The 19,399-nt window shown below is 61.5% G+C and carries 30 protein-coding genes; 5 read left to right on the top strand and 25 right to left on the bottom strand.

Features of this window, described 5'->3' with window-relative positions; genetic code table 11:
- Window positions 1–73: 73 nt before the first annotated feature.
- The 12 genes from VIM12_RS05895 to VIM12_RS05840 all read right to left on the bottom strand — a co-directional run bounded on the left by VIM12_RS05895 (window position 74) and on the right by VIM12_RS05840 (window position 9,180).
- Window positions 74–721, bottom strand: coding sequence for a phage tail tube protein (locus tag VIM12_RS05895; RefSeq protein ID WP_331940691.1), 648 nt, complete (start codon window positions 719–721; stop codon window positions 74–76).
- Between the two features lie 114 nt (window positions 722–835).
- Window positions 836–1,189 carry a DUF3168 domain-containing protein gene (locus VIM12_RS05890; protein ID WP_331940690.1) on the bottom strand — a complete coding sequence of 118 codons (354 nt, stop codon included), beginning with the start codon at window positions 1,187–1,189 and terminating at the stop codon, window positions 836–838.
- A 2-nt stretch (window positions 1,190–1,191) separates the two neighbouring features.
- Window positions 1,192–1,803 (bottom strand): HK97 gp10 family phage protein, encoded by a 612-nt coding sequence (locus VIM12_RS05885; RefSeq protein ID WP_331940689.1) that lies wholly within the window; start codon window positions 1,801–1,803, stop codon window positions 1,192–1,194.
- Window positions 1,800–2,117: a phage head closure protein gene (locus tag VIM12_RS05880; RefSeq protein WP_331940688.1), complete on the bottom strand. Its 318-nt coding sequence runs from the start codon at window positions 2,115–2,117 to the stop codon at window positions 1,800–1,802. The genes VIM12_RS05885 and VIM12_RS05880 overlap by 4 nt, the downstream gene beginning before the upstream one ends.
- Window positions 2,117–2,701, bottom strand: coding sequence for a head-tail connector protein (locus VIM12_RS05875; protein ID WP_331940687.1), 585 nt, complete (start codon window positions 2,699–2,701; stop codon window positions 2,117–2,119). The genes VIM12_RS05880 and VIM12_RS05875 overlap by 1 nt, the downstream gene beginning before the upstream one ends.
- A complete protein-coding gene (locus VIM12_RS05870; RefSeq protein ID WP_331940686.1) occupies window positions 2,701–2,997 on the bottom strand; it encodes a hypothetical protein in 297 nt (98 codons plus the stop codon). Before VIM12_RS05870 ends, VIM12_RS05875 begins: the two co-directional genes overlap by 1 nt.
- A gap of 66 nt (window positions 2,998–3,063) precedes the next feature.
- Window positions 3,064–4,392 carry a phage major capsid protein gene (locus VIM12_RS05865; protein ID WP_331940685.1) on the bottom strand — a complete coding sequence of 443 codons (1,329 nt, stop codon included), beginning with the start codon at window positions 4,390–4,392 and terminating at the stop codon, window positions 3,064–3,066.
- Window positions 4,393–4,401: 9 nt separating this feature from the next.
- Window positions 4,402–5,088: an HK97 family phage prohead protease gene (locus VIM12_RS05860; protein WP_331940684.1), complete on the bottom strand. Its 687-nt coding sequence runs from the start codon at window positions 5,086–5,088 to the stop codon at window positions 4,402–4,404.
- Window positions 5,078–6,379 (bottom strand): phage portal protein, encoded by a 1,302-nt coding sequence (locus VIM12_RS05855; RefSeq protein ID WP_331940683.1) that lies wholly within the window; start codon window positions 6,377–6,379, stop codon window positions 5,078–5,080. Before VIM12_RS05855 ends, VIM12_RS05860 begins: the two co-directional genes overlap by 11 nt.
- Window positions 6,376–8,049: a terminase large subunit gene (locus VIM12_RS05850; protein ID WP_331940682.1), complete on the bottom strand. Its 1,674-nt coding sequence runs from the start codon at window positions 8,047–8,049 to the stop codon at window positions 6,376–6,378. Before VIM12_RS05850 ends, VIM12_RS05855 begins: the two co-directional genes overlap by 4 nt.
- Window positions 8,046–8,435, bottom strand: a complete 390-nt coding sequence (locus tag VIM12_RS05845) for a hypothetical protein (RefSeq protein WP_331940681.1) — start codon at window positions 8,433–8,435, stop codon at window positions 8,046–8,048. Before VIM12_RS05845 ends, VIM12_RS05850 begins: the two co-directional genes overlap by 4 nt.
- 409 nt (window positions 8,436–8,844) lie before the next feature.
- Entirely contained in the window at window positions 8,845–9,180 is a 336-nt protein-coding gene (locus VIM12_RS05840; RefSeq protein ID WP_331940680.1) for an HNH endonuclease signature motif containing protein, read from the bottom strand.
- Window positions 9,181–9,500: 320 nt separating this feature from the next.
- Here VIM12_RS05840 and VIM12_RS05835 point away from each other — a divergent pair, with 320 nt between their 5' ends.
- Window positions 9,501–9,680: a hypothetical protein gene (locus VIM12_RS05835; protein WP_331940679.1), complete on the top strand. Its 180-nt coding sequence runs from the start codon at window positions 9,501–9,503 to the stop codon at window positions 9,678–9,680.
- A 603-nt stretch (window positions 9,681–10,283) separates the two neighbouring features.
- Here VIM12_RS05835 and VIM12_RS05830 read toward each other — a convergent pair.
- The 13 genes from VIM12_RS05830 to VIM12_RS21285 form a co-directional block, all read right to left on the bottom strand.
- Complete coding sequence (locus VIM12_RS05830) at window positions 10,284–10,772, bottom strand: response regulator (protein ID WP_331940678.1); 489 nt, start codon at window positions 10,770–10,772, stop codon at window positions 10,284–10,286.
- A gap of 43 nt (window positions 10,773–10,815) precedes the next feature.
- Window positions 10,816–11,457, bottom strand: a complete 642-nt coding sequence (locus tag VIM12_RS05825) for a hypothetical protein (RefSeq protein ID WP_331940677.1) — start codon at window positions 11,455–11,457, stop codon at window positions 10,816–10,818.
- Window position 11,458: 1 nt separating this feature from the next.
- Complete coding sequence (locus tag VIM12_RS05820; protein ID WP_331940676.1) at window positions 11,459–11,653, bottom strand: hypothetical protein; 195 nt, start codon at window positions 11,651–11,653, stop codon at window positions 11,459–11,461.
- Entirely contained in the window at window positions 11,650–12,006 is a 357-nt protein-coding gene (locus VIM12_RS05815; protein ID WP_331940675.1) for a winged helix-turn-helix domain-containing protein, read from the bottom strand. Before VIM12_RS05815 ends, VIM12_RS05820 begins: the two co-directional genes overlap by 4 nt.
- Window positions 12,006–12,464: a hypothetical protein gene (locus VIM12_RS05810; protein ID WP_331940674.1), complete on the bottom strand. Its 459-nt coding sequence runs from the start codon at window positions 12,462–12,464 to the stop codon at window positions 12,006–12,008. The genes VIM12_RS05815 and VIM12_RS05810 overlap by 1 nt, the downstream gene beginning before the upstream one ends.
- Window positions 12,461–12,622 (bottom strand): hypothetical protein, encoded by a 162-nt coding sequence (locus VIM12_RS05805; RefSeq protein ID WP_331940673.1) that lies wholly within the window; start codon window positions 12,620–12,622, stop codon window positions 12,461–12,463. The genes VIM12_RS05810 and VIM12_RS05805 overlap by 4 nt, the downstream gene beginning before the upstream one ends.
- Window positions 12,606–13,367, bottom strand: coding sequence for a hypothetical protein (locus tag VIM12_RS05800; RefSeq protein ID WP_331940672.1), 762 nt, complete (start codon window positions 13,365–13,367; stop codon window positions 12,606–12,608). The genes VIM12_RS05805 and VIM12_RS05800 overlap by 17 nt, the downstream gene beginning before the upstream one ends.
- Window positions 13,360–14,220 (bottom strand): helix-turn-helix domain-containing protein, encoded by an 861-nt coding sequence (locus tag VIM12_RS05795; RefSeq protein ID WP_331940671.1) that lies wholly within the window; start codon window positions 14,218–14,220, stop codon window positions 13,360–13,362. Before VIM12_RS05795 ends, VIM12_RS05800 begins: the two co-directional genes overlap by 8 nt.
- Window positions 14,217–14,525, bottom strand: coding sequence for a hypothetical protein (locus tag VIM12_RS05790; RefSeq protein ID WP_331940670.1), 309 nt, complete (start codon window positions 14,523–14,525; stop codon window positions 14,217–14,219). Before VIM12_RS05790 ends, VIM12_RS05795 begins: the two co-directional genes overlap by 4 nt.
- Window positions 14,522–15,043 (bottom strand): DUF1367 family protein, encoded by a 522-nt coding sequence (locus VIM12_RS05785; RefSeq protein ID WP_331940669.1) that lies wholly within the window; start codon window positions 15,041–15,043, stop codon window positions 14,522–14,524. The genes VIM12_RS05790 and VIM12_RS05785 overlap by 4 nt, the downstream gene beginning before the upstream one ends.
- Window positions 15,044–15,082: 39 nt before the next feature.
- Window positions 15,083–15,289 carry a hypothetical protein gene (locus tag VIM12_RS05780; protein WP_331940668.1) on the bottom strand — a complete coding sequence of 69 codons (207 nt, stop codon included), beginning with the start codon at window positions 15,287–15,289 and terminating at the stop codon, window positions 15,083–15,085.
- Entirely contained in the window at window positions 15,286–15,729 is a 444-nt protein-coding gene (locus VIM12_RS05775) for a phage regulatory CII family protein (protein ID WP_331940667.1), read from the bottom strand. Before VIM12_RS05775 ends, VIM12_RS05780 begins: the two co-directional genes overlap by 4 nt.
- 144 nt (window positions 15,730–15,873) lie before the next feature.
- Window positions 15,874–16,122, bottom strand: coding sequence for a YdaS family helix-turn-helix protein (locus VIM12_RS21285; RefSeq protein WP_414691760.1), 249 nt, complete (start codon window positions 16,120–16,122; stop codon window positions 15,874–15,876).
- Between the two features lie 118 nt (window positions 16,123–16,240).
- On the opposite strand from VIM12_RS21285, the gene VIM12_RS05770 reads away from it, so the two are divergent.
- The 4 genes from VIM12_RS05770 (at window position 16,241) to VIM12_RS05755 (ending at window position 19,008) form a co-directional block, all read left to right on the top strand.
- A complete protein-coding gene (locus VIM12_RS05770; protein ID WP_331940666.1) occupies window positions 16,241–16,939 on the top strand; it encodes a LexA family transcriptional regulator in 699 nt (232 codons plus the stop codon).
- Complete coding sequence (locus tag VIM12_RS05765; protein ID WP_331940665.1) at window positions 16,939–17,139, top strand: hypothetical protein; 201 nt, start codon at window positions 16,939–16,941, stop codon at window positions 17,137–17,139. Before VIM12_RS05770 ends, VIM12_RS05765 begins: the two co-directional genes overlap by 1 nt.
- Before the next feature lie 101 nt (window positions 17,140–17,240).
- Window positions 17,241–17,897, top strand: coding sequence for a hypothetical protein (locus tag VIM12_RS05760; protein WP_331940664.1), 657 nt, complete (start codon window positions 17,241–17,243; stop codon window positions 17,895–17,897).
- Between the two features lie 7 nt (window positions 17,898–17,904).
- Complete coding sequence (locus tag VIM12_RS05755) at window positions 17,905–19,008, top strand: XRE family transcriptional regulator (protein ID WP_331940663.1); 1,104 nt, start codon at window positions 17,905–17,907, stop codon at window positions 19,006–19,008.
- The last annotated feature ends 391 nt before the right edge of the window (window positions 19,009–19,399 follow it).

Raw genomic sequence — 19,399 nt, 5'->3', positions numbered from 1 at the left:
TGCCACGCCCGGCCGCCCCGCGAAGGACGAACCGGGCATGGTCGGTGCTCAGGATGGGCCGAAGCCCAGGGACTTACGCCGCTGCGTAGCGGGTGTGACGGTTGTTGCCGTTGAACTGCGCGCGGATCCGGTTGATCTGGCCCGACTGCAGCTGCGGAACGTCGTTCAGCGCGACGGTGCTGGGCAGGTAGACGCGGGCACCGGAACGAAGCAGCATCTTCAGCGCAGTGTCGGTCTGATTGTCGGTCAGCGTACGCAGGGCAGCGTAGCCGGCGGTCGTGTCGTCATCGTCCAGTTCGATGGTGTAGCTGGTCGCCGTGAAGCCGTCGTTCATCGAGTACTCGACGTCGCTCTCGAGGAACTGATAGGTCACGGTCTTCGGATCTCCGCCGCTCGACTGCGGGTTCATCACCTTGGACAGCTGCGTCCAGGCGGTGATCTCGCGCACGGAACCACCGCCAGTGCCGGCGGGGTAGTGCGCGGTGCTGGAGGTGTCCGCTTTCAGCAGCGTGAAGGTGTCCGCGGTGACCGCGCCGACCTCGAAGATGCGCTTGTTCAGGCGGCCCCAGCCGCTGGTGATCTCGACCACATCGCCGGTGTTGAAGCCGTGCGCGGTGCACGAGACGAGTGCATTGACGGCATTCGAGATGCCGTCGACGGTCTTGGACGCGCCGTAGCCACTCGCCACGGAGAACAGGGTACCGGTAGGTACTGCAGGCATGGTGTTTCCTTTCTTGCCCAGGTGGGCATAAAAAAAGCCCCCTTTAGGGAGGCAAGAAAAAGCCCCAGCGGATCGCTCCGTGGGGCTCTACTGGCTGGCCTTGCGGCCGAATTCTTATCGGTTGGACCAGATCGAGAAGTCCTGCCGAGTGCCGTAGACCGGAACGTCCGGGTCAAAATCCGACGCCGGCGCCGCGGAAGGCCGGGCTTCGAACGCGTCGGCCTGAATCAGTGCCGCCTCGATCTGCACCGCGAGCGCTGACGCTTCCGTGCGCTTGTCCGCCCAGACATTGATCTGGAACTCGCCGTTCTGCAGCTCGGGAACAGCGTCATCGACGAAACTGACCGCTTGCCCGCCGATCTGCTGGAGCGTCACGTAGGGCCGCTCCGTCTCCACCGGTGCGAAGTCATAGAAGACCCGCGGGCAGATCGCCAGCAGCGCCTCTCGAATTGCCTTTTCAACCGACATTGCTATCCCTTTGCGATGCGCTTTAACAATTCGTTCTCGGCAGCCCGCAGCGCCTGGGGAAACGCCGACGCAGCCCGGCGCACGAACGATTTCGCGACCCACTGCACGGGCCCGCCCGGGCGGGGCACGTACCACGCGTCTTTCTCGGCCTTGGTGGCCTTCCGATTACGCCCCTTCTTCCCGGTACCGATCCAGGGCGCCTTTTTGCCGTGGTGCTCGGGCCGCACGGCGGTGTACCAGTTGCCATCCTTACCGAGATAAGTGGCGTAGCGCTGGATGTAACCGTTCTCGAGCAGTTGGCCGTGCGGAGCCTTGGTCGCGTTCCAGCTGACGTGGTAGGTCGCCTTCCCGGGCGCGCTGTTGTCCGCGGAATATGCTTGGTAGATCGCCCTTGCAAGATTTCCGGAGCTTCGTCCGATGCTCGCTACGTTTCGCTGAACCGCGTCATAAAGCACCTGCGCAGCGGCCTGCGCCGCAGGCCGGGCCGCCGCCTCGATCGCGTCGCCGATCTCGTCGATCAGGTCGTTCAGGCTGGAGGTGTCGAGCCTGAACGTGACGCTGTTTCTCGCCGCGTACTTTGCGCGCCGCACTTCCGGCCGTCGACTCGGCTTCACGAGACCACCTCGCAGACCAGGTCGACATGTTCCTTCCGCGCGAGGTCCGGCAGCGGTGCCTTGATGTCGTAGGTGATCCCGCCGTGCACGGCCCGCATGCCGCTGGTAATGCCCTCGCGGTACCGGATCCTGATGCTGGCGCGCACGACCGACGCTTCCGCGCCGCCCTTCATCGTCTCCAGCCCGCTCTGGTGCCGGATGTCGGCCCAGACCACGGCAACGTCGACCCAGCCGTCCGACAGCTCGCCGTCGGGGTCCTGCGAGACGCCGCGCTTCTGGATCGTCACCCGGTGTTTCAGCTTCGACGCGTCCATCACACTCCCATCCCAAGTCGCAGGGGCTCCAGCAGGCGGCAGAACGCCGTGTTTTCCGACAGTGCTCGCTCGGTCTGGCGCGACGCGTTTTCGACCAGGTCGCTGATCAGGAGCAGCATTGCGCTCTTCACCGGACCCGGCAGGCTGCTCTCGCTGTAACCGGCGACGTAGCGGATGCGGACGTTCTCGGGCGTCGCCTTGAGTGCCGGGGTTGCCGACAGCTGCACGAAGGCCCGCTCTCCACCGTGAAGCGAATAGTCCGACGGATTCAGCGTCTGCTCGCCATCGTCAGCGTCGTACTTGATGCTGACGACAGACTTCACCTCGCCCATGGGCAGGCTGACGCAGCGATCCCAGCCGGTCATTACGAGTTCGAGGGTCTGCTCACCGATGGCGCGCTGCAGGTAGCTCTGGACGGACTCCCTGGCCGTCTTGATCGCGTCGGCGATTTCGGCGTCGCGGGAACTGGTCGGTTCCGTGGCCGGCGCTACGGGCGCAATGTCCGCGTCGATCTTGCATTGCAGCCGGGCGCGCGGAAGGCTGATGAGCTCCGCGGCCGGCGGTGTGATGACGCGGACGTGCATTATTTCCTCTTCCCGGTCGGCGCAGGCTTTGCTGCTGCGGCGTCTTCGGGCTGCGTTTCAGACGGGGCTTCTAGCTTCTGCTCAGCTTCCGGCAACGCGGTGCCGCCGCCTGCCGGTTCGCCAGTGCCGCTACCTTCTTCGCCGCCGCCGACCTTCTCGTCCGCCTCGACGATCTCCGCCAGCCCGACCTTCTCCAGGTCTTTCGCTGTTGCCGGCGAGACCATTGCCTCGTCGCCGCGCTTCAGGTTCAGCTTGCCATGGGCAAAGCCCGATTTCGCCTTGATCTTCACTTCCATGCTGTTCTCCAAAAAAAAGCCAGCCAGTGTTTAACCGGCTGGCTTCGGTTTCGTGATCGGCGGTAATTACGCTGCCGGGGTCAGATCGCCCTTGACGAAGGCTTCCGGACGGTAGACCGCCAGCGCCAGACGCTCTTCGGCGAGGATGGTCACGAGGTTGTTGACGAAATCGTCCTCGTTTTCCGTTGCGATCGTCACGTTCGCCTGCTGGCGATCGAAGACCTGCGCGCCGAGCTGGAACGCGCCGACCAGGAAGGTGTCGACGTCCATTGCCTGCGTCGGCACTACCGGGCGGCCCCACAGCATCGGCTGGGCGGTCTGCTGGGGGTTGGCGAAGATGTATCCGCCGGTCGAGTCCTTGGTGAGCTCGATTGCCGCCCAGTCGATCGGGTTCAGCGTGATGCCGGTCGACGGATATTCCGCCAGTTCAGCCTGCAGCAGCGCCAGGCGGAGCACGTCGATCCGGGTATTGCCGGTCAGGGCGATCGGTGCCGAGTAGGCGGTGGCCTGGGTATAGATGCCGTTCAGGTTGTTGCCGGCGCCGGAACCCTTGAGCAGCTGCGCTTCTTCAACCAGCGCCAGACCGTAGCGAAGCTTGACGTCGATGATCGACTGCAGCTGGGCGAAGTCGGACAGGATCTCGGTCGACGCCTTCATGAAGTGCGGGATCTTCACGACTGCCGCTTGCTTCAGATCGAAGGTGATGGACGACTGCGGCTTCTTAGTCGCTTCAGTGGTCGGCGCCGCGTTGTTCGTGAAGCCGGTCTCCTGCAGGAACTGGATCAGGTTCGAGCCGGTGGTGCCAGGAGAGATCAGGTCGCGGATGGTCAGGCGACGCTGCGGCAGCAGCTGCACGCCGGGGCGGCGATCCGGTGCAACACCATCGCCGGCGCTTGCCGCGGCGCTGGTGATGCTCTTGATCGACACCGAGAAGCGGCGGTTCTTGCTGCCGGAGTCTACGAACTCCTTCAGGCCTTCGGCTTCGATGACCTGTTCGCCGAGACTCTTGGCGCGCTGGCCTTCGTCCCCGCCCTTGCGTGCGAACTTCTGCAGCGCATCCTGCAGTTGGACCTGCAGCTCGCCTTGCTTGACCAGCAGTTCGTCGACCTGCTGCTTCGTTTCCAGCGACAGCTTGCCGGCGTCGCCTGCTTCCTTCAGCGCCTTCTCGCCGGCCGATTTGACATCGTCGCCGATGCGCTTGAGCTCCCTGGCGATCGCCTCGGGATCCGTCAGCGTCACTTCGCCGGCGAAAGCCAGCATGCTGAGCCCAGCAAGTACGTCGGCATGCGGTGCGAGCAGCGCGCCCACATCCACGCCGGCCGCTTGGGCGCCGAGGGAGAACATTGCCAGTACGGCGAGGCCGACCAGCACGAAGGATTTACGTGTCAGTTTCATGGTGAGTCCTTATTTCGAGTTGAGGTTGAAATTCCGCAGCGCGGAAAGTACGTCGCCTTTTTCGCCACCGGGCTCACCCCGGGAAAGCAGGTCTTTCAGACCGCGGCCGGCGATGGCCGTGGCCTGAGATTTCGAGAACCCTGACTCCCTCAGGAAGTCCTCAAATTCAGAGAGGGTCGGCAGCTTGCCGGCCTTGATGATCTGTTCCATCGACTTGACGCTGTCGATCTGCGCCTGGTCGTTCGCTGGGAACGTGACGATGCTGATCTCGACCAGTTCAAGCTTCGTCAGGGTGCGGATGCGGTCCTTCTCGTTCCAGCTGTCCTCCAGGACGTAGTAACCGATGGACAGGCCCTTCACCACCCGGCGCTTCATCAGCGCGTAGGCCTCGGCTGCGCGCGGGATCTCATCCTTGAGCAGCCAACCGGCGACCTTGAGTCCGTGGGCATCCTCCTCGAGCTGGTCGAAGCCGCCGATCGGCTCGCCGGAGCGATGCTGCCAGAGTGCTGGCAGCGGATCGCCCGAGGACTTGATCGACTTCAGGCTGTCAGCGAACGCCCCGGGCGCCACGATCTCGCGGTAGCTGTCGACGTTGTCGAATACCGAGCCGTAGCCGGTGAAGGAGCCGTCGTCGTGCACAGCGTCCGCCTTGAAGGCGAACTGCTTGTGCTTCATCGCGATGTCTTTACGTTTCATTGCTTGGGCCCTTCGGGTCATCCTGGGAAAGCCAGTGGAGCAGCGCAGCCTTTGCCGCGCCGGCGTCGGTGTGTTCGCCGAGCTTGTCGATCGGCAGCATGTTCGATTGGACGGTCAGGACCGCGCTGTTCCCGCCCTTGGGCGGCAGATTTTCGAGGCGGCGCACTTCGTCCCGAGTCATCAGGCCGTTCTGCACCATGATCGAGTAGAAGGCTGCGCGGGCGGCAGTGTCGGCGCGCAGCAGGCCCTCGATCGCGAACTCGGCAAAGTACTTCCGGCGCTCTACCGGCGTCAGAAGCGACTTGCGGATACCCTGCTCAATGCGTACGCACCAGGTGCGCAGCGTCAGCATCAGGAAGCCGAGCATCTTCTGCTCGACGCCGGTACCCCAGTTGCTCTGCTTCTCGCCGTGGCCGATCAGCACCGGGTCGACGCGGAACCAACGGCACATCTCCTCGATATTGAACGCGCGGCTACCGAGCAGCTCGGCGTCCGCCGGCTTGAAGCTCAGCTGCTGGAAGCCGGCGCCCTTCTCCAGCACCATGACGCCGCCTTCCTTCGAAACCTTGTTGACGTGCTGCCGGATGTCCTCACGTTGTTTCGGCTGCAGCACCGAATCCATCGTCACGAGGCCGGGCGAGCGCATTGCGTCCTTGAACGTCTCGGCGCTGGCCTGGTCGGTCGCGATGGCGGTGCCGAACACGTTGGCGCCGTACTGCACGGGCGACAGACCGATCATCCCGTTCGTGGTGAAGGCCGGGATATGCATCATGTCGCCTTCCGGGATCTCCCTCGCCTTCCCGTCCAGACCCCGGTACCGGTATTCGATGCTCCCGTCGGTCCGCCGCCGAACGCTCACGCTGTCGGGCATCAGGAAGTCGAGCGCGATGATCCGGTTTCCGACCCGGACGATCTCGCAGAAGGCGTTACCCCAGAGGAGCATGGAACAGATCACCGCCTCCCAGAACACCACGGCCGTCATATCGGCGTTCGGCTGGTTGTGCAGGATCTCGTACAGTGGATGGTCGACGGCCACCTTGCGCGCGCCGTCGGGCGAACGCTCGTAGAAGTTGATCGGCAAAGTCGACAGCGTCTCGGCGATCAGGCGCACGCACGCCCAAACAGTACTGAGCTGCAGCGCCGCGTCGACGGTCACAGTTTTGCCCGACCAGGATTTCGAGCCCAGCCACGAGGACCAGAACGCGCCATTGGTCAGCTCGATCGGCACCCCCAGCCACTTCAGGACGCTGGACTTGAGCCGTCCCGGGCTTTTTTGTTTGGTTTCGCTCATGCGATGATCGGATTCGAGAGAAAGTCGTCCAGGGAGCCCGCAGCTGCGGGGTTCAGTGCCATCAGGGATACGGCGTTGAATGTGGCCATCAGCGGGTCAATCTTCCCGGTGCCGCTGGCCTGCTTCGTGATCAGGATGGAGTTCGCACGCGGCTCTACCTTGGCATTACCCACGCACCAGTTCATCAGCGGCTGTCCACCATGCACAAGGACGCCTTCCGCGAGCTTCCGCTCGGTGGTCTTGATCGCGCCGCCTAGCTTCCACCCCTGCGAAATGCCCAGGAACTTGTCCTGCGGGATTTGCCGCTCGACCATGGCGTCCAGAATGCTTCCGATACCCGCCGGGTCCATGCCGATCTTGTCCAGCATCCCAGTCGCCTCGAGCCGCGCCACGATGTCCGCCACCTGCTCGACGTCGTCGCCGATCTTCTCGACGATGGTCAAGTCGCCATCCTTTTCGAAGTCCAGGAGCCGCTGAGCCTCACTTTTCCGGCGTTCCAGCACCATCTTGTGCGCCCAGGCGTGATTCCAGAGCAGCCACTCCCGGGTTTCCCGGTCGCGTCCGACCGCTGCAAAGCCGAGCAAGTCGTCCAGACCGCCGCCGTCGATGCCTACGTCGATGACTTCGCTACGTTCAATCAGGTAGTCCAGCGTCACCAGCTTGCGGGCCTGCTGCTCCCAGAACAGCGCGCCAGCCCAGGCATCCGACCGGAGCGCGAGTCCGATCTCGACATTCAGGTGCTGCGAGGCCCAGGCGCGAAGCTCTTCCTCGCTGGTCGCCTCGGCCGTATGCATCTCCTCGACGAGGCGGTCGATAGTGATCGAGCGGCCAGCGTTCGGCGTCACCATGTGCCAGTGCGCCGGGTTCTTCCACTCGCCCTGCTTCTTCTGGATCTCCTCCGGAAGCTCGTACAAGACCGGCAGCATCGCGCCTTGCTGCCTGCCGTCCCGGATTGCCCGGGCCTTCATCAGCTCGGCCCGGAACACGCCTGCGGGCGCTTCCTCGCTCTGCGTGGTGATGAAAGCCATGAAGGCTTCCGGGTACGGCAGCATGCCGCCGCGCAGCTGCCGGATGGCGCTGGCCGCCTTGCTCATCTTGGCCACGACGTGCAGCTCATCGATGAGCGCGGCGACCGGTTTCTGTCCGGTCAGCGCCGCAGGGTCGAACGACATGATCTGCAGCTCGGCCTTCGTCTCCCGGTGGACGATGGTCTTCAGGTGCTCGCGGATGTGCAGTTTCTTCTCGAGCACCGGGTCGAGCCGGATCGCGCCTGCCGCGGCGTCGAATGCCAGCTGCGCGACGTCCTGCACGGGCGCCGTCATGATCAGCGAAGCATTCGGGCGCGCATTCAGCAGCAGCGCAGTCAGCATCAGCAGCGCGCCGTTCGTGGTCTTGCTGTTCTTCTTCGGCACCAGGAGGAACAATTCCCGGATGGCGCGGGCCCGGTTGACCGGATCAATGGAGCCAAACAGCGCACGGACCACGTCGCGGAACCAGTCGCCCCCGGCTTCGGCCAGCGTCGGCGTGCCGGGCACGTCCGCCAGGCGCAGCTTGTTGAAGATCGCTACCGCGCGATCGCCGCGCACGCGATCAATCGGCAGGTCAGGCACCAGCGAGCGGCCGGTGCGCAACCGCTCAGCCCAGTCAGGGCAGCTGAGGTCCCAGCTCATTGCATCCGCGCGCCGGGGCGCAGCAGGTCTTCCCACTCACTACCGACCTGGGCGGTCTGGGCATCGGCCTGCGCCTGCTCCTTCTTCCCGATCTTGGTCGGGGTGGCAGGCTTCTCCGGCGCCGGTGCGGTGATCGTAGGCGTCATCTGGATGTACGCCTTCTGAGCCGTGACGTTCCCGCCCTTGGCAGCCTTGAACATCGATTCCAGCACTTCCAGCCGCCGGGCGCACGCACCGGTCGAGAGCTCAGCGTCGAAGTGCTTGTTCAGGGTATTGCGCGAGATCCCGAGACCGAGGGCGATCTCCTCGTGCGACATGCCCGCACCAGCCGCCACGGCGACCTTGCGACGCATCGCAGCGGTCGGTTTGAACGGGGGACGTGCCATTTTTCTGAAATTTGCTCAAAAACTCGTTATCTGCCGGATTTCGGCGGCGGAAAAAAACCTCTGAATGGGGTACCAGGTGGTCTAGAGGGATCGACTCCCCAGACTTTCACACCCCCTACCCCTGTCAGCAATCGCCGGTGTATGAACGATCGCTGAAGAAGGGCAAGTCTCTTGTGAGGCGTCAAACAGACGGCGTTACAAGTTCTTACACTGGCAGGACAACCAACAAGGAGGCAGCATGGACGGCATTCGACAAGGACTCGCCAATGTGTTCTGGACAGTCGTATGTGTGCTGTTCGTTCACGTGTTGATATATGGCAGCGCCGTACTTGGCCTGGTAGTAGAGCGGCTAGGCTTCAAATTCCTCCACGCGCTCCCTGCGGCGCCCGCACAGGCTTCCGAACTTTAGCTACTGCTGACTCGCTTCCTCGCGCTGCTTGCGTCCGCTATGGCAAGGGGCACACAAGCTTTGCCAATTCGTCTGATCCCAGAAGAGTTCCTCGTTACCGCGGTGCGCAGCGATGTGGTCGACGACAGTGGCGGCAGTCACACGGCCATCGCACTCGCAGTACACACACAGCGGGTTGGATGCAAGGAAGCGGTCTCGCGCCTTCTGCCACCGGTAGTCGTAGCCACGGGCGGAGCTGCTCTGCTTCTCAGATCGCCAGGAGACGGACTCGAACACGCGTACGCGCCCGGTCGGTGCAGTAGCCAGCCGAGGCTTCAGGGTTTGCAGTCTTGTCATGGGTATCGAGATAGGTTGCTGCAGCCCACGTCTTTCAGCACGCCGCTCGCGCGACGGGAGCGCCTCCGTCCTTTGCTACGTCTGCAGCTGCTGGCGTTATTCATCCCGCCACTGGCCAGCGCTGGCGGGCCCGCACAACGTTCAGTGCACGACACCGGCAGCGAAGTGCAGCGCGCGCATCGCGGATGCCTCGCGGCGCCTGGAAGCAGAAAGCCAGCGTAGGATGAGATTGAAGAGACTCTTTGCTAAATAAACTTTGTCCATCCCGGGATTACCCAGTTATACGGCGCATACTGGGTCATTACCATAAGGAGACGGACATGAAATCCACCATCGCAGTAAAAGCCGCACCGACGTGGGCAACAATGGATTCAGTTGCACGAGCAATCTTCGTGGCAAAGGTTGGCATCATGGTCTGCACCTTCGGCTTTGTCTTCGGGGGCGTTCTGGTGGAGGGCATGGTGTATCCCGAGCTTCCAGGCGGTGACAAAGGGCGATAGCACAAACGTTTGCGAACTCGAAATAGCAAAAGGCCCGCTGATTAGGCGGGCCCTTCTGACACTGATTCGCAGTATGGCAACATAATAGTGCCTGAAGGACATTTACGCAAGGCGCTTTGTAAGGAATCTCGTAACGCTGCGAGGCGTACCATACGCAGCTCATCCTCTGCCGTAGTTCCGCACTACTCGGGCCGCCCGCAGCGGGACGTCGACATCTGCCGCACGCGCCTACGCAGTCGCGAGGAACTACTCATCAAACTCATCCGTCTAGCGAGGAACGCGCAGCGGTCTAAGGACTCGAACGAGGCACCTGTATTTGAATCGAGGTAGTAGGATGGGCTTTATTAACGAAACCCAGGCTCGCCAACATATGTCTCGTGCTTAGGCTGTCCGACAAGCCATCAACGATCACATTAGCGTGACTTCAGGCTACGTGGATGATGCGGATGTGCGCCGATACTTTGTCCTCATCGAGGATCACGACCTGCCGGCGCCATACCTATACGTCGAGCAAACATTGCTGCTCAGTGAAGTGATGATACCTTCGTTACCTCGGACCACACGAGAGACAGACCTGGATGACGACGATTTGCGTAGTCGGGCTTAGCGAGTGGGCTTAGCGAGTAGCCGAAGGACGTCAGAAATGCGGTACGGCTTCATTAGAAACTCGAAGCTATCGACCAGACCACTGGCGTCGGTCATCGTCAAGTTGCCCGACACCAGAATAATCTTCATGTCCCTCCGCAGCCGTCGTGCTTCGTGGGCGAGCTGAACCCCACCTAGACCAGGCAGCGCGACGTCGGTCAGGAGCACTTCGATGTCTTGTGTGCAATTCAATACCTCCCGGGCCTCGGTTCCGTCGGTGGCCGTAACGACCTCGTAGCCATACTGCCGAAAAAGCGTCGCCGTTACCTCAAGCAGGTCAAGGTCATCGTCAACCAAAAGCACCTTACAGGCCTGGTCATCGTCGTGTCGGCCGTCATTCGTTGTCGCCATGTAGCCTCGCATTCGATGCCGTCCCAAACGGGCGGCCGCAATCACCTTGCAAGGGCATTGTACTTCAAGCTGCCGCCCTGCCGATTTCTGCACCATTGAAGGGCCGCTCCTGCCTTGTTACGGACATAGCAGGCGAGGGCTAAGCAACCCAATACGAGCTCTCCCGTTCGAATGACACCAGACCGTCCCGCTGAAACATGGGAGTTAGTCGCGCTTCCGCCATCCCAAGCAAGATGTTCGAAGTGCGCGAGATGATCGCGTTCGCCCTGTGCAGCGTCTTAATGTGGATGTCGCGCTGCTCGCTGATCTCCTGGTAGGACAGCCCGCCCACGTTCTTCTTTGGATCGAAGGGCTTCCTCTTCGAGCTGTCGAAGTAGCCGTAAACGAGCGCACGGATGGCGATGTCGTCTGTGATGGTGAGTTGGGGCGCAAAGTACTGGGACAGTCCCTGCACCCCGTCGCCCTTTTCCTTCTGCTGTCCATACCGTGCCCAGACGGCGTCCCGCTCGGGCGCCGGCAGGTGGTCGGCCACCGCCCTGGTGACCATCGCGCACTGCCCGCGCACCTCATACGGGTCGAGACCCGCGAAGTTCACGGTTCCCGCCTCACCCTGCAGCTCCTTGTACCAGGCGCGCAGCTTCGCCGTCGGCTGCTCGACCGACTCGATGATCCGCATAAGGACCAGCCGGAAGGCATTCTTCTGCCGCGCCTCGACCGACATGATCAAGAACGAGACAGCCAGCGCCTGCCCAGTGGTTTGGAATATTGGTTCGTCTCGCATGTTATTTCTCCTTGTATGCCTTGCAGCGCTTCCCGTAGTTCCGGCGCAGCCCCTTGGCGTCCAGCTTCGTGCAGATCACGATCGTCTTCCCGAACGCCTCCGCCTTGAACTCACCCTCGCAGCCCTTGCAGGTCCGCTCCTCCCGTCGGATCAGCACCTCCAACGGGTTGCGATACTCGGAGGCCAGCAATGTCATACAGCGCCCCCGAACAGTGCCGCGACCAGCGGATCCCGGCGAACATCGACGACCGTCGGCGCGCGCGGTGGCTCGGCGTCGTCGTCGAGCTCGACTAGATCTGGCCGCGGCACGTCCTCGCTGTGGCCTGCCCTGAACAGGCGGACGGAGCTCGTCTTGCTCCTCCGCCAGCCGGACACATAAACCCGACCGACGTCGCGGAGCCTGTCCAAATAGTGCCGGGTGGTGGATTCCGAGATGCCGAGGGCGGCCGCCGCCTCGGCGTAGCTCATGTCGCGCACCAGGATCGCCTCGAGCTGCTGCAGCCGCCGATCACGAGCAATCGGCTTCCGGGATCTGATTGGAGATACCATCAGGCGCCCTCCTTCACCCGAGCCAGGTCGAGCAGCGCCAGCGCGTCCGCGTGGTTGTCGTCGACAGGGCGGAAGCCGCGGCGCTCGGCCTCGGCGATCATCTCGTCCTTCTTGGCGTTGCCCTTCCCGGTCCAGTGCTTCTTGATCTGGCCGACGCCGACCGGCTTGCACGGGATCCGGTTCATCTCGCACCAGTACTGCAGGTGCGCCAGGAAGCCACCGTAGATGTGGCTGGCCAGCACTCCGGCGTGGTTCTTGACGTCCTCGTAGTAGACGGCGTGCAGCTCTCCGGAGGAGCGGCCGATCTCGGTCAGGAAGGCGCGGAACTTCAGCCAGCGCTGCGCCGGACCGTCGTGTTTGCCTGCGGCAAAGGATTGGCTGCCGCTGTGCACGGCGCCGCCACGAGTGCCGAGGGCGTAGCCGGTTTTGGTACCGAGGTCGAGGGCGAGGATGTTCATTTCGTACCCATGAAGGTGATGGAGATGTTCAGCGCTGCGGCGGCGAGCCAGTAGGACGCCTGCGGCCAGTTGCGCGCGTACGCCCAGCGAAGTGCGGCGGCCAGGAACATCAGGATGATCGCGACGTTGAACGCGCGGGGATCAAGAAGCCACCGCATGCTTGCCTCCGTGGTAAGCGGCGACGCGCTGCGCGAGCTCGGCCTTGCGTGTGGCGACATCATGCTGTTCGGCGCGGATCTTCTCGGCTCGGCGCTGCGCCATCTTCTCGTCAGCCGGGACTAGCTTTGCCAGCTCGGCCTTCAGGCGAGCCAGGCCGGCGTGATCAACCTCCTCCCGGAAGGCAGGTGCAGGCAGGAGTGCCTGTGCCTGGGCGGCGGGGAGCAGGCCTGCGACCTGCGCCTTGCTGATCACCTCCGTCCGTCGGCCGGCATCTGTGCCAAGCGACACCTGCCACTTCACCGGCTTGTGCTGACGGTTCGCCTCGGTCACCAGGCGGGTGTATGCATCCTTGAACGCCATTCGGGCGCCGATCTTGTCGCCGGTGTTGAGCACCGGCCGGCATGCAGCGAACGCGGCGGCCGTCTCCTCGGTCCAGACTACCGTCTCGGCCTCATCCACCGCAGCAAGCGCCTGTGCCCACGCTTCGTCCACACCCGGGCGGCCGGCCGCTCCTTGCGCCGCCTCGATCTGGGCGATCAGGTCGGCAGGCGCTGGCTGGAACTTGCCTCGCTGCGGGTCGCGGATGTGGGCGGTCATCGCCTTGCTCACTGCATCGAACGGGTACAGCTCGAGCGCGCGGAAGAACAGCGCCTTGCCGTTGGCGCCCAGCGGCTTCCAGTTCGGGTTCAGGGAAAACGCGTCATCCAGCAGCTGGGTGAAGCGAGAAAAGTCACGTTCAAACATCGATCACCTCCGATTTGTTCTTCCCGAAGAGCATCCGGTACGCCTCCTCGTTGTCGGCCTGCCGCTGCGCGTCGCCAGCCGGGCCCTGCTGTGCCCGCTGGCGCGGCTGTACCCACTCCGCCTTGAACCCCGTCCAGCCACGCTGGCAGCCGAGCTGCAGTGCGGAGGCCAGGGGTATGCCGGCGAGCTCGGCCTCCTTCACGATCACTTCGAGCGCTGTCTTCGTGACGACTGCCTTTTTCGCCTTCCGGAGCTGCAACCAATCCCGCGCCGTCTGCTCATCGACGCCGAGACTCAGCAGCGCATCGAGCGGAACGAACTTCTGTGCCGGGAGGGTGGCGAGCGCTATCTGATGGTTCCCTGATGGTTCCTCTGACGGTTCCATGACGGTTCCGGGGCCCGTTTTTGGGCCTGTTTCGCGGGAAAAACGGGCCTCTTTGCTGGGAAAAACGGGCCTGTTATGTGGGAAATTTGGGCCTGTTCCGTTTTCGGAACTGTTCCGTTTTTGGGCCTCTTTAACAGGCCCGTTTTCGGGCGTGTTTATTGTGCGTTTCTCATTGTCGGACGCATCAGAAACAGGACCGTTTTCGGGTGTCTTCAAGCGGTACACGATCACCTGCTTTGTGCTGCCCTTCCGCTCGCCCGTGTCCTCGATGAACCCCCACTCGCGCAACCGGCGGATGTTTTCCTGCACGGTCTTCCTGTCCTGCGCAGTCTGCTCGATCAGGTGAGGAATCGAGGGCCAGCAGAAGCGATCGGCGTCCGCGTGGTTTGCCATCGCCACCAGGACGAACTTGGCAGTCGAATGGCGGATGGGCTGGGCGAATGCCCAGGAGATAGCTTCGACGCTCATCGATGAACCTTCAGCAGTCCACGCTCGACCAACTGGATGTGGGTCCAGGTGATGAAGCGCGCAGTCATTTCAGGCATTTCGGCCTTCGAGCAGAGCTTGTACTGATCGAACTTGTCGTGGCAGCCGACGCGGCCTGGTGTCGTGGCGCACAGAGGGAAGGTGGCGGCGTCGCTGGATTTCAGGCCGCGTCCCTTGCCGTGCTCGTACAAGTTGGAGTGCGCAGTCTGCGACAGCCCCTCTACGTTGCAGTACGCGCAAGGGAGGGATGCGACGGTACGGCGCAAGGACTCGGAACGGAACGTCATTCGTGAAACCTCACCAGGACGCCTTCCACCATCTCCTGCGCCTTCTCGGCAGGCAGGTGTGGCCACAGGTATTTCTGCGCGTGCACCGTGCGGAGGAAGACGATCGCGTCCTCGTGGAACTGGCGCATCGTGTCCTCGTCGCACTTCTTGTATGAGATCGACCGCGGCACCGGAACGACGCCGCCTTTGGGTCCAGCCATCCAGTCGACGAAGCCGGCGCCGATCTTCAGCCAGGTGCGGAACTGCTCGAAGCCAGTGATGCGTTCCTGTGACTTGAACACCTCGGCTTCGATCTTCATGTGGCGGCGGTGGAACCGGCTGTTCCGGGGCGTCCATGTCTCGATCGACAGGATCTCGCCGGCGGTCGCCTGCATCACCCAGTTCCACAGGCGCCGCCAAGTCTTCTTGTCAGCGTCGGACAGCCCGTCGATCAGCTCGAAGAGCGCCATGCGCAGTGCCTGACGCTGCTCCTGGGAGAGCTCCGCGTCGGTCTGCTTTACGAGCATGATGTCGGACAAGGGTGACCTCTGGAACGGTTGACGCAGCGCAGGCTGGCTTTACCAGCAGGCGAAAGAATGCGAGACGTGGGAATTCGCGTGCGCGCCGGAGGTGGCGGCGATCCGCTCGTGATAGAACTGCAGCCAGGCGTCGTGCCGGCGCGGGTCCTGATTCCTCGGGTACGGGTTGGCGACGACGTCCAGCCCCACGTCGGCGGCGAATTCCGCGTCCTTCTTCACGTCGTCGATGCGCAGCAGCTCACTCATTTCTCGGACATCCCTTCCAGGCGCATCAGCATCTCGTTCAAGGCTTTCTGCTGGCGGTAGATCGCCGCGCGCACCCTAGCCAGTTCCTTCTTCTCGACCTTGCCGTCGGCGAGCGTCTCGTGCACGGAGGTGCCGACGTCGCCGTTCGACTGCCAGACCTTCGTGACCAGTTCGAGCACCGCCATATCGGACGAGTCGCGGTCAGCAGGCACCTCGATACACACCCGTCCGTGGGCGGCAGCCAGGGCGTCGAGGATCCGGTAGTCGCCGGTGATCGCCATGATCTTGTCGGCATCGACCAGCAGCGGCTTGTTGTGGTCCTTGGACTGGTCGGCCTTGTTGCGCAGGATCGCGGCGGACATGCCCATGCGAGGCGCCAGCGACTCAGTGCCACCCGGGTAGTCGTGCACGGTGTTGAAGAAGGCGTCGAGGAGATTCATACGTTTTCCCTGAAATCTGATGATTTTTTTGATATTTCTTTTGAGTACTATTCACTCATCATCATTGCTGCTCAGAAGGAATGAAGCGTGAAAGATTTAAACCAAGTACAACGGGGGCGAAGCGATAACGAGGTTCGTGGCGACCTAAGCCGTCGGCTTTGGATCGTCACGACGGCGGTTCTGCCCGGACGGTGCCTCGCCGAAAACTTCTGGGTTCAACTCGTAACGGGTCACCTCGCCTGCAAATGCGTCTTCGATTGCGCGACAGCGCTCCGCCGGCGCGTATCCCTGAGCAACCCACTTTTGAACTGCCTGCGGCTTAACTTTCAAGATGCATCCGAGGGCAGTTTGGCTACCGGCTAGGCGAACCGCCTTTTGAATTCCTGTTTCCATGGTGGTCGGTTTTCGAGTTGCCTTACAACCGCAGGTTACAGCAAGGCAGGCCTTTCTACAACTTTCTTTTGCAGTGCGCGTTACAACCAATGCTTGTATTCTTGCGCGCATGGAAACCATGGCTAACCGGATAGAGCAGGCACTGGCACAAAAGAACGGCGGAAATCAGTCCGAGATGGCTCGCTTCGTAGGCGTGTCTCCTCAGGCAGTACAGAAATGGGTTGCGGGAGACAGCGAGCCACGCGGAGCCAACTTGAAGCGCGCGGCAGAGTTCCTTGGCGTGTCGGAAGTGTTCCTGAAGTTCGGCCTTCAGCCGATGGCCGAGAAGACCGTGGTTCCTCAATCCATCCCCGGCGCCCGTCGCGTCATCGCGGTCGACGACGAGGAGGAGCATCCCGACCTAGTGCGGGTCCGGAAGGTGAAGTTACGTCTGTCGGCCGGCATCGCTGGTTTCGCCGTTGAGGATGAGATCGAGGACGACAACCCGATCAGCTTCCGTCGGAACTGGCTGGAGAAACGCGGATTCACCCGCGAGCAGCTTATTGCGTTGCCGGTGAAAGGCCAGAGCATGGAGCCTGGCCTGTATGACGGAGATACCGTCGTGGTGAATACGGCGGACCGGAAGCCCCGGGACGGCGAGGTCTTCGCGGTCAACTATGAGGGCGAGGCCGTCATCAAGCGGATGGTGCGCGAGATCGGCTTTTGGTGGCTAGTTTCGGACAATCCGGACCAGCGCCGCTACCCGCGGAAGCAGTGCACCGGCGACATGTGCCAGATCCTCGGGAAGGTCGTGCACAAGCAGAGCGAGCATATCTGATGTTCGAGACGGCCTACTTCGCGCTGCGAAACCACTTCCTGGCGCGGCCGGGGGAAGAATTCACGCTCCAGCAGGCGCACGAGCTCTGGAATGACCCGTACGGACCGCAGCAGCCGGTTCACCTGACGGAGAAGGCGCTGGAAGCGCTGGAGCGGCAGGGGACGGTGCGTATGAGGGACACTTTCTACTACTTCGGGTAACGGCATTAATGCGGCCTGGGACGATTCAGTCTGTAAATAGTTCTTGTCATGTCCATTTTTTCGACTACAATTGAGGTGTAAAAAATGGACATGGAGGTCTTGTGCCTGGTACTGTACGTCAAGAACAACTGGATGTGGCTCACCGGCTTTCCCAACTCGGCCTGACGCGCGAGAAGCTGATGAGCATTGTCCGCGCCTGCGTCGCTGGACACGGCGGCTGTACCGATAACGATCCGCCGAACGCTAGGGGGTTTGAGTCGTGGCGCTGGGGAGTGCGTCGCGCACGTGAAGAATTGCGTCCAGAAGGCTGGGAGAAGAACGATGCTGGTAACTTCTCCACGGTGATCAATCGCGAACTCAAGATTCGGCTCGCAATTATGAACGCGGATGATGGTGCAGGTCTGCCCAATCGCGTGCCGCAAAACCGTTCGAAGAAGGGCCCGAACTCCGAGAGAGTCGCTGCGACGAACGAGGATTTGCAGTTCAAACTTCCAGGGATGGAACTCTGGCCCGCCCCCGGGGCACAAGACGACCCTGGACTTGAGGAATTCTCGACTTGGCACCTCTGCGTCTATATCAGCGGCGATAAGGTACGCGCTGAATTAACGTTACTCCGAGGCTTCGTGAACGGCTTCTTCACTGACTTCATCGAGAAGATTATCATAGTAGGCGACGGTGAATGGGACAGAGAGAATGTCTTCGACGACCCCAATGACGCCGACGATAATGAGTACGAAATTGAAGTGGTAAGGAAATAATTAAACAATGTTCAATCCGCTTCGACTAAGTCTGGCGCGGCGGCGAAGAAAGCTCACAAAAAAAGCACTCGCCGAAGCGGTAGGCTTCGATCAGAAAACCGTCATCCGTTACGAAGCCGGTGAGGTTGAACCTCCTGCGGACAGTATTGCTGCCCTCTCAGCAGCCCTCGATTTTCCTGAGTCTTTTTTCTTTGGCACGGACGTCGACGAACCACAAGCTGAAGCGGCCAGTTTTAGATCGCTCAGCTCGATGTCTGCGCGTGATCGCGATGGTGCTCTTGCTGCCGGCGCCTTCGCCTTTCTATTGAGTGACTGGGTGGACGAACGGTTTAAGTTACCTATCCAGGATCTTTTGGACTGCAAGGAAGATTCCGATCCTGAAGCGGCAGCTCGTATGTTGCGGCAAAAGTGGGGGTTGGGAGAGCGGCCGGTTAGAAACATGGTGCACCTACTTGAATCAAAAGGGGTGCGAGTGTTCTCGCTCGCTGAGAACACTCAAACCGTGGATGCCTTTTCAATGTGGCGTAACAACACGCCATATGTATTTCTCAATACGTTTAAGACTGCAGAAAGAAGTCGGTTCGATGCAGCCCATGAGCTAGGCCACTTAGTGTTACATAAACATGGTGGCCCACAAGGGGGGCGCATCGCGGAGGACCAGGCGAATCAGTTCGCATCTGCTTTCCTCATGCCCGAGGCGGAAGTGCGAGCGAAGCTTCCGCGTATCGGCTCTCTCTCGGAAATCGTTGAAGCAAAGCGTTACTGGCGAGTGTCCGTCGCAGCTCTGAACTATCGCCTGCACAAGTTGGGTATTACAACGGATTGGCAGTACCGAAACTTCTGCATTCAAATTGCTGAGCGATTTCGGAAATCAGAACCTTATGGAATTGAACGCGAGGAATCGATTGTCTGGGAAAAAGTATTGGCGGATCTAAGGTCTACGGGCACCACAAAACGACATATTGCCAGCGATATTGGCCTTCCAGTTACGGAAATTGAGAATCTTCTATTCCGTCTCACAAACATGCAGACCTTGAGTGGGAAAGGAACCGGAAGCGGGCAGAGCCGAGCGAAACTATCGCTCGTGCAAGACGATGACTTGGCAGCATAAACGACGTGTTCAAACCCTCCCTCACGATGGGTTTTTCATTTCTGGCGTCACTTACTCGTCATTTTCGTTATGTACTATTCCGGACGTGGGGAAAGAGCGATACCGCCGCCCACCCTCCGGAGCTGGCGGTCGGCAGTAATACCAGCATCAGATCTCACGGCCCTCCCTTCGCGGAGGGCTTTTCATTTCTTGTTCACGACCGGCTGCTACTGACAGTGGAACCTCCCCTTCCCTCTCGGTCTAACCACCCACTTCCACGGCCCAGCCCCCGCTTTGGAAAGGACTAGATCGATGCCGAATCAACAGGTGATGCGGTGCCTGTCCCCTGACTGCCACCGCCTGTTCAAGATTGCTCAGTTCTCGTTCCTCGATACCTCATGGGAGAGAGGAA

The sequence above is a fragment of the Noviherbaspirillum sp. genome, assembly GCF_036563305.1.
Classification (GTDB): Bacteria; Pseudomonadota; Gammaproteobacteria; order Burkholderiales; family Burkholderiaceae_D; genus Noviherbaspirillum.
The sequence above is the reverse complement of the archived record's forward strand: the minus strand, read 5'-3'. Positions and strand labels throughout refer to the sequence as shown.

Coding starts and splice junctions, on each gene's coding strand:
- VIM12_RS05895 (WP_331940691.1), bottom strand. CDS start 721: ATGCCTGCAGTACCTACCGGTACCCTGTTCTCCGTGGCGAGTGGCTAC.
- VIM12_RS05890 (WP_331940690.1), bottom strand. CDS start 1,189: ATGTCGGTTGAAAAGGCAATTCGAGAGGCGCTGCTGGCGATCTGCCCG.
- VIM12_RS05880 (WP_331940688.1), bottom strand. CDS start 2,117: ATGGACGCGTCGAAGCTGAAACACCGGGTGACGATCCAGAAGCGCGGC.
- VIM12_RS05875 (WP_331940687.1), bottom strand. CDS start 2,701: ATGCACGTCCGCGTCATCACACCGCCGGCCGCGGAGCTCATCAGCCTT.
- VIM12_RS05870 (WP_331940686.1), bottom strand. CDS start 2,997: ATGGAAGTGAAGATCAAGGCGAAATCGGGCTTTGCCCATGGCAAGCTG.
- VIM12_RS05865 (WP_331940685.1), bottom strand. CDS start 4,392: ATGAAACTGACACGTAAATCCTTCGTGCTGGTCGGCCTCGCCGTACTG.
- VIM12_RS05860 (WP_331940684.1), bottom strand. CDS start 5,088: ATGAAACGTAAAGACATCGCGATGAAGCACAAGCAGTTCGCCTTCAAG.
- VIM12_RS05855 (WP_331940683.1), bottom strand. CDS start 6,379: ATGAGCGAAACCAAACAAAAAAGCCCGGGACGGCTCAAGTCCAGCGTC.
- VIM12_RS05850 (WP_331940682.1), bottom strand. CDS start 8,049: ATGAGCTGGGACCTCAGCTGCCCTGACTGGGCTGAGCGGTTGCGCACC.
- VIM12_RS05845 (WP_331940681.1), bottom strand. CDS start 8,435: ATGGCACGTCCCCCGTTCAAACCGACCGCTGCGATGCGTCGCAAGGTC.
- VIM12_RS05840 (WP_331940680.1), bottom strand. CDS start 9,180: ATGACAAGACTGCAAACCCTGAAGCCTCGGCTGGCTACTGCACCGACC.
- VIM12_RS05835 (WP_331940679.1), top strand. CDS start 9,501: ATGAAATCCACCATCGCAGTAAAAGCCGCACCGACGTGGGCAACAATG.
- VIM12_RS05830 (WP_331940678.1), bottom strand. CDS start 10,772: ATGGTGCAGAAATCGGCAGGGCGGCAGCTTGAAGTACAATGCCCTTGC.
- VIM12_RS05825 (WP_331940677.1), bottom strand. CDS start 11,457: ATGCGAGACGAACCAATATTCCAAACCACTGGGCAGGCGCTGGCTGTC.
- VIM12_RS05820 (WP_331940676.1), bottom strand. CDS start 11,653: ATGACATTGCTGGCCTCCGAGTATCGCAACCCGTTGGAGGTGCTGATC.
- VIM12_RS05815 (WP_331940675.1), bottom strand. CDS start 12,006: ATGGTATCTCCAATCAGATCCCGGAAGCCGATTGCTCGTGATCGGCGG.
- VIM12_RS05810 (WP_331940674.1), bottom strand. CDS start 12,464: ATGAACATCCTCGCCCTCGACCTCGGTACCAAAACCGGCTACGCCCTC.
- VIM12_RS05805 (WP_331940673.1), bottom strand. CDS start 12,622: ATGCGGTGGCTTCTTGATCCCCGCGCGTTCAACGTCGCGATCATCCTG.
- VIM12_RS05800 (WP_331940672.1), bottom strand. CDS start 13,367: ATGTTTGAACGTGACTTTTCTCGCTTCACCCAGCTGCTGGATGACGCG.
- VIM12_RS05795 (WP_331940671.1), bottom strand. CDS start 14,220: ATGAGCGTCGAAGCTATCTCCTGGGCATTCGCCCAGCCCATCCGCCAT.
- VIM12_RS05790 (WP_331940670.1), bottom strand. CDS start 14,525: ATGACGTTCCGTTCCGAGTCCTTGCGCCGTACCGTCGCATCCCTCCCT.
- VIM12_RS05780 (WP_331940668.1), bottom strand. CDS start 15,289: ATGAGTGAGCTGCTGCGCATCGACGACGTGAAGAAGGACGCGGAATTC.
- VIM12_RS05775 (WP_331940667.1), bottom strand. CDS start 15,729: ATGAATCTCCTCGACGCCTTCTTCAACACCGTGCACGACTACCCGGGT.
- VIM12_RS21285 (WP_414691760.1), bottom strand. CDS start 16,122: ATGGAAACAGGAATTCAAAAGGCGGTTCGCCTAGCCGGTAGCCAAACT.
- VIM12_RS05770 (WP_331940666.1), top strand. CDS start 16,241: ATGGCTAACCGGATAGAGCAGGCACTGGCACAAAAGAACGGCGGAAAT.
- VIM12_RS05765 (WP_331940665.1), top strand. CDS start 16,939: ATGTTCGAGACGGCCTACTTCGCGCTGCGAAACCACTTCCTGGCGCGG.
- VIM12_RS05755 (WP_331940663.1), top strand. CDS start 17,905: ATGTTCAATCCGCTTCGACTAAGTCTGGCGCGGCGGCGAAGAAAGCTC.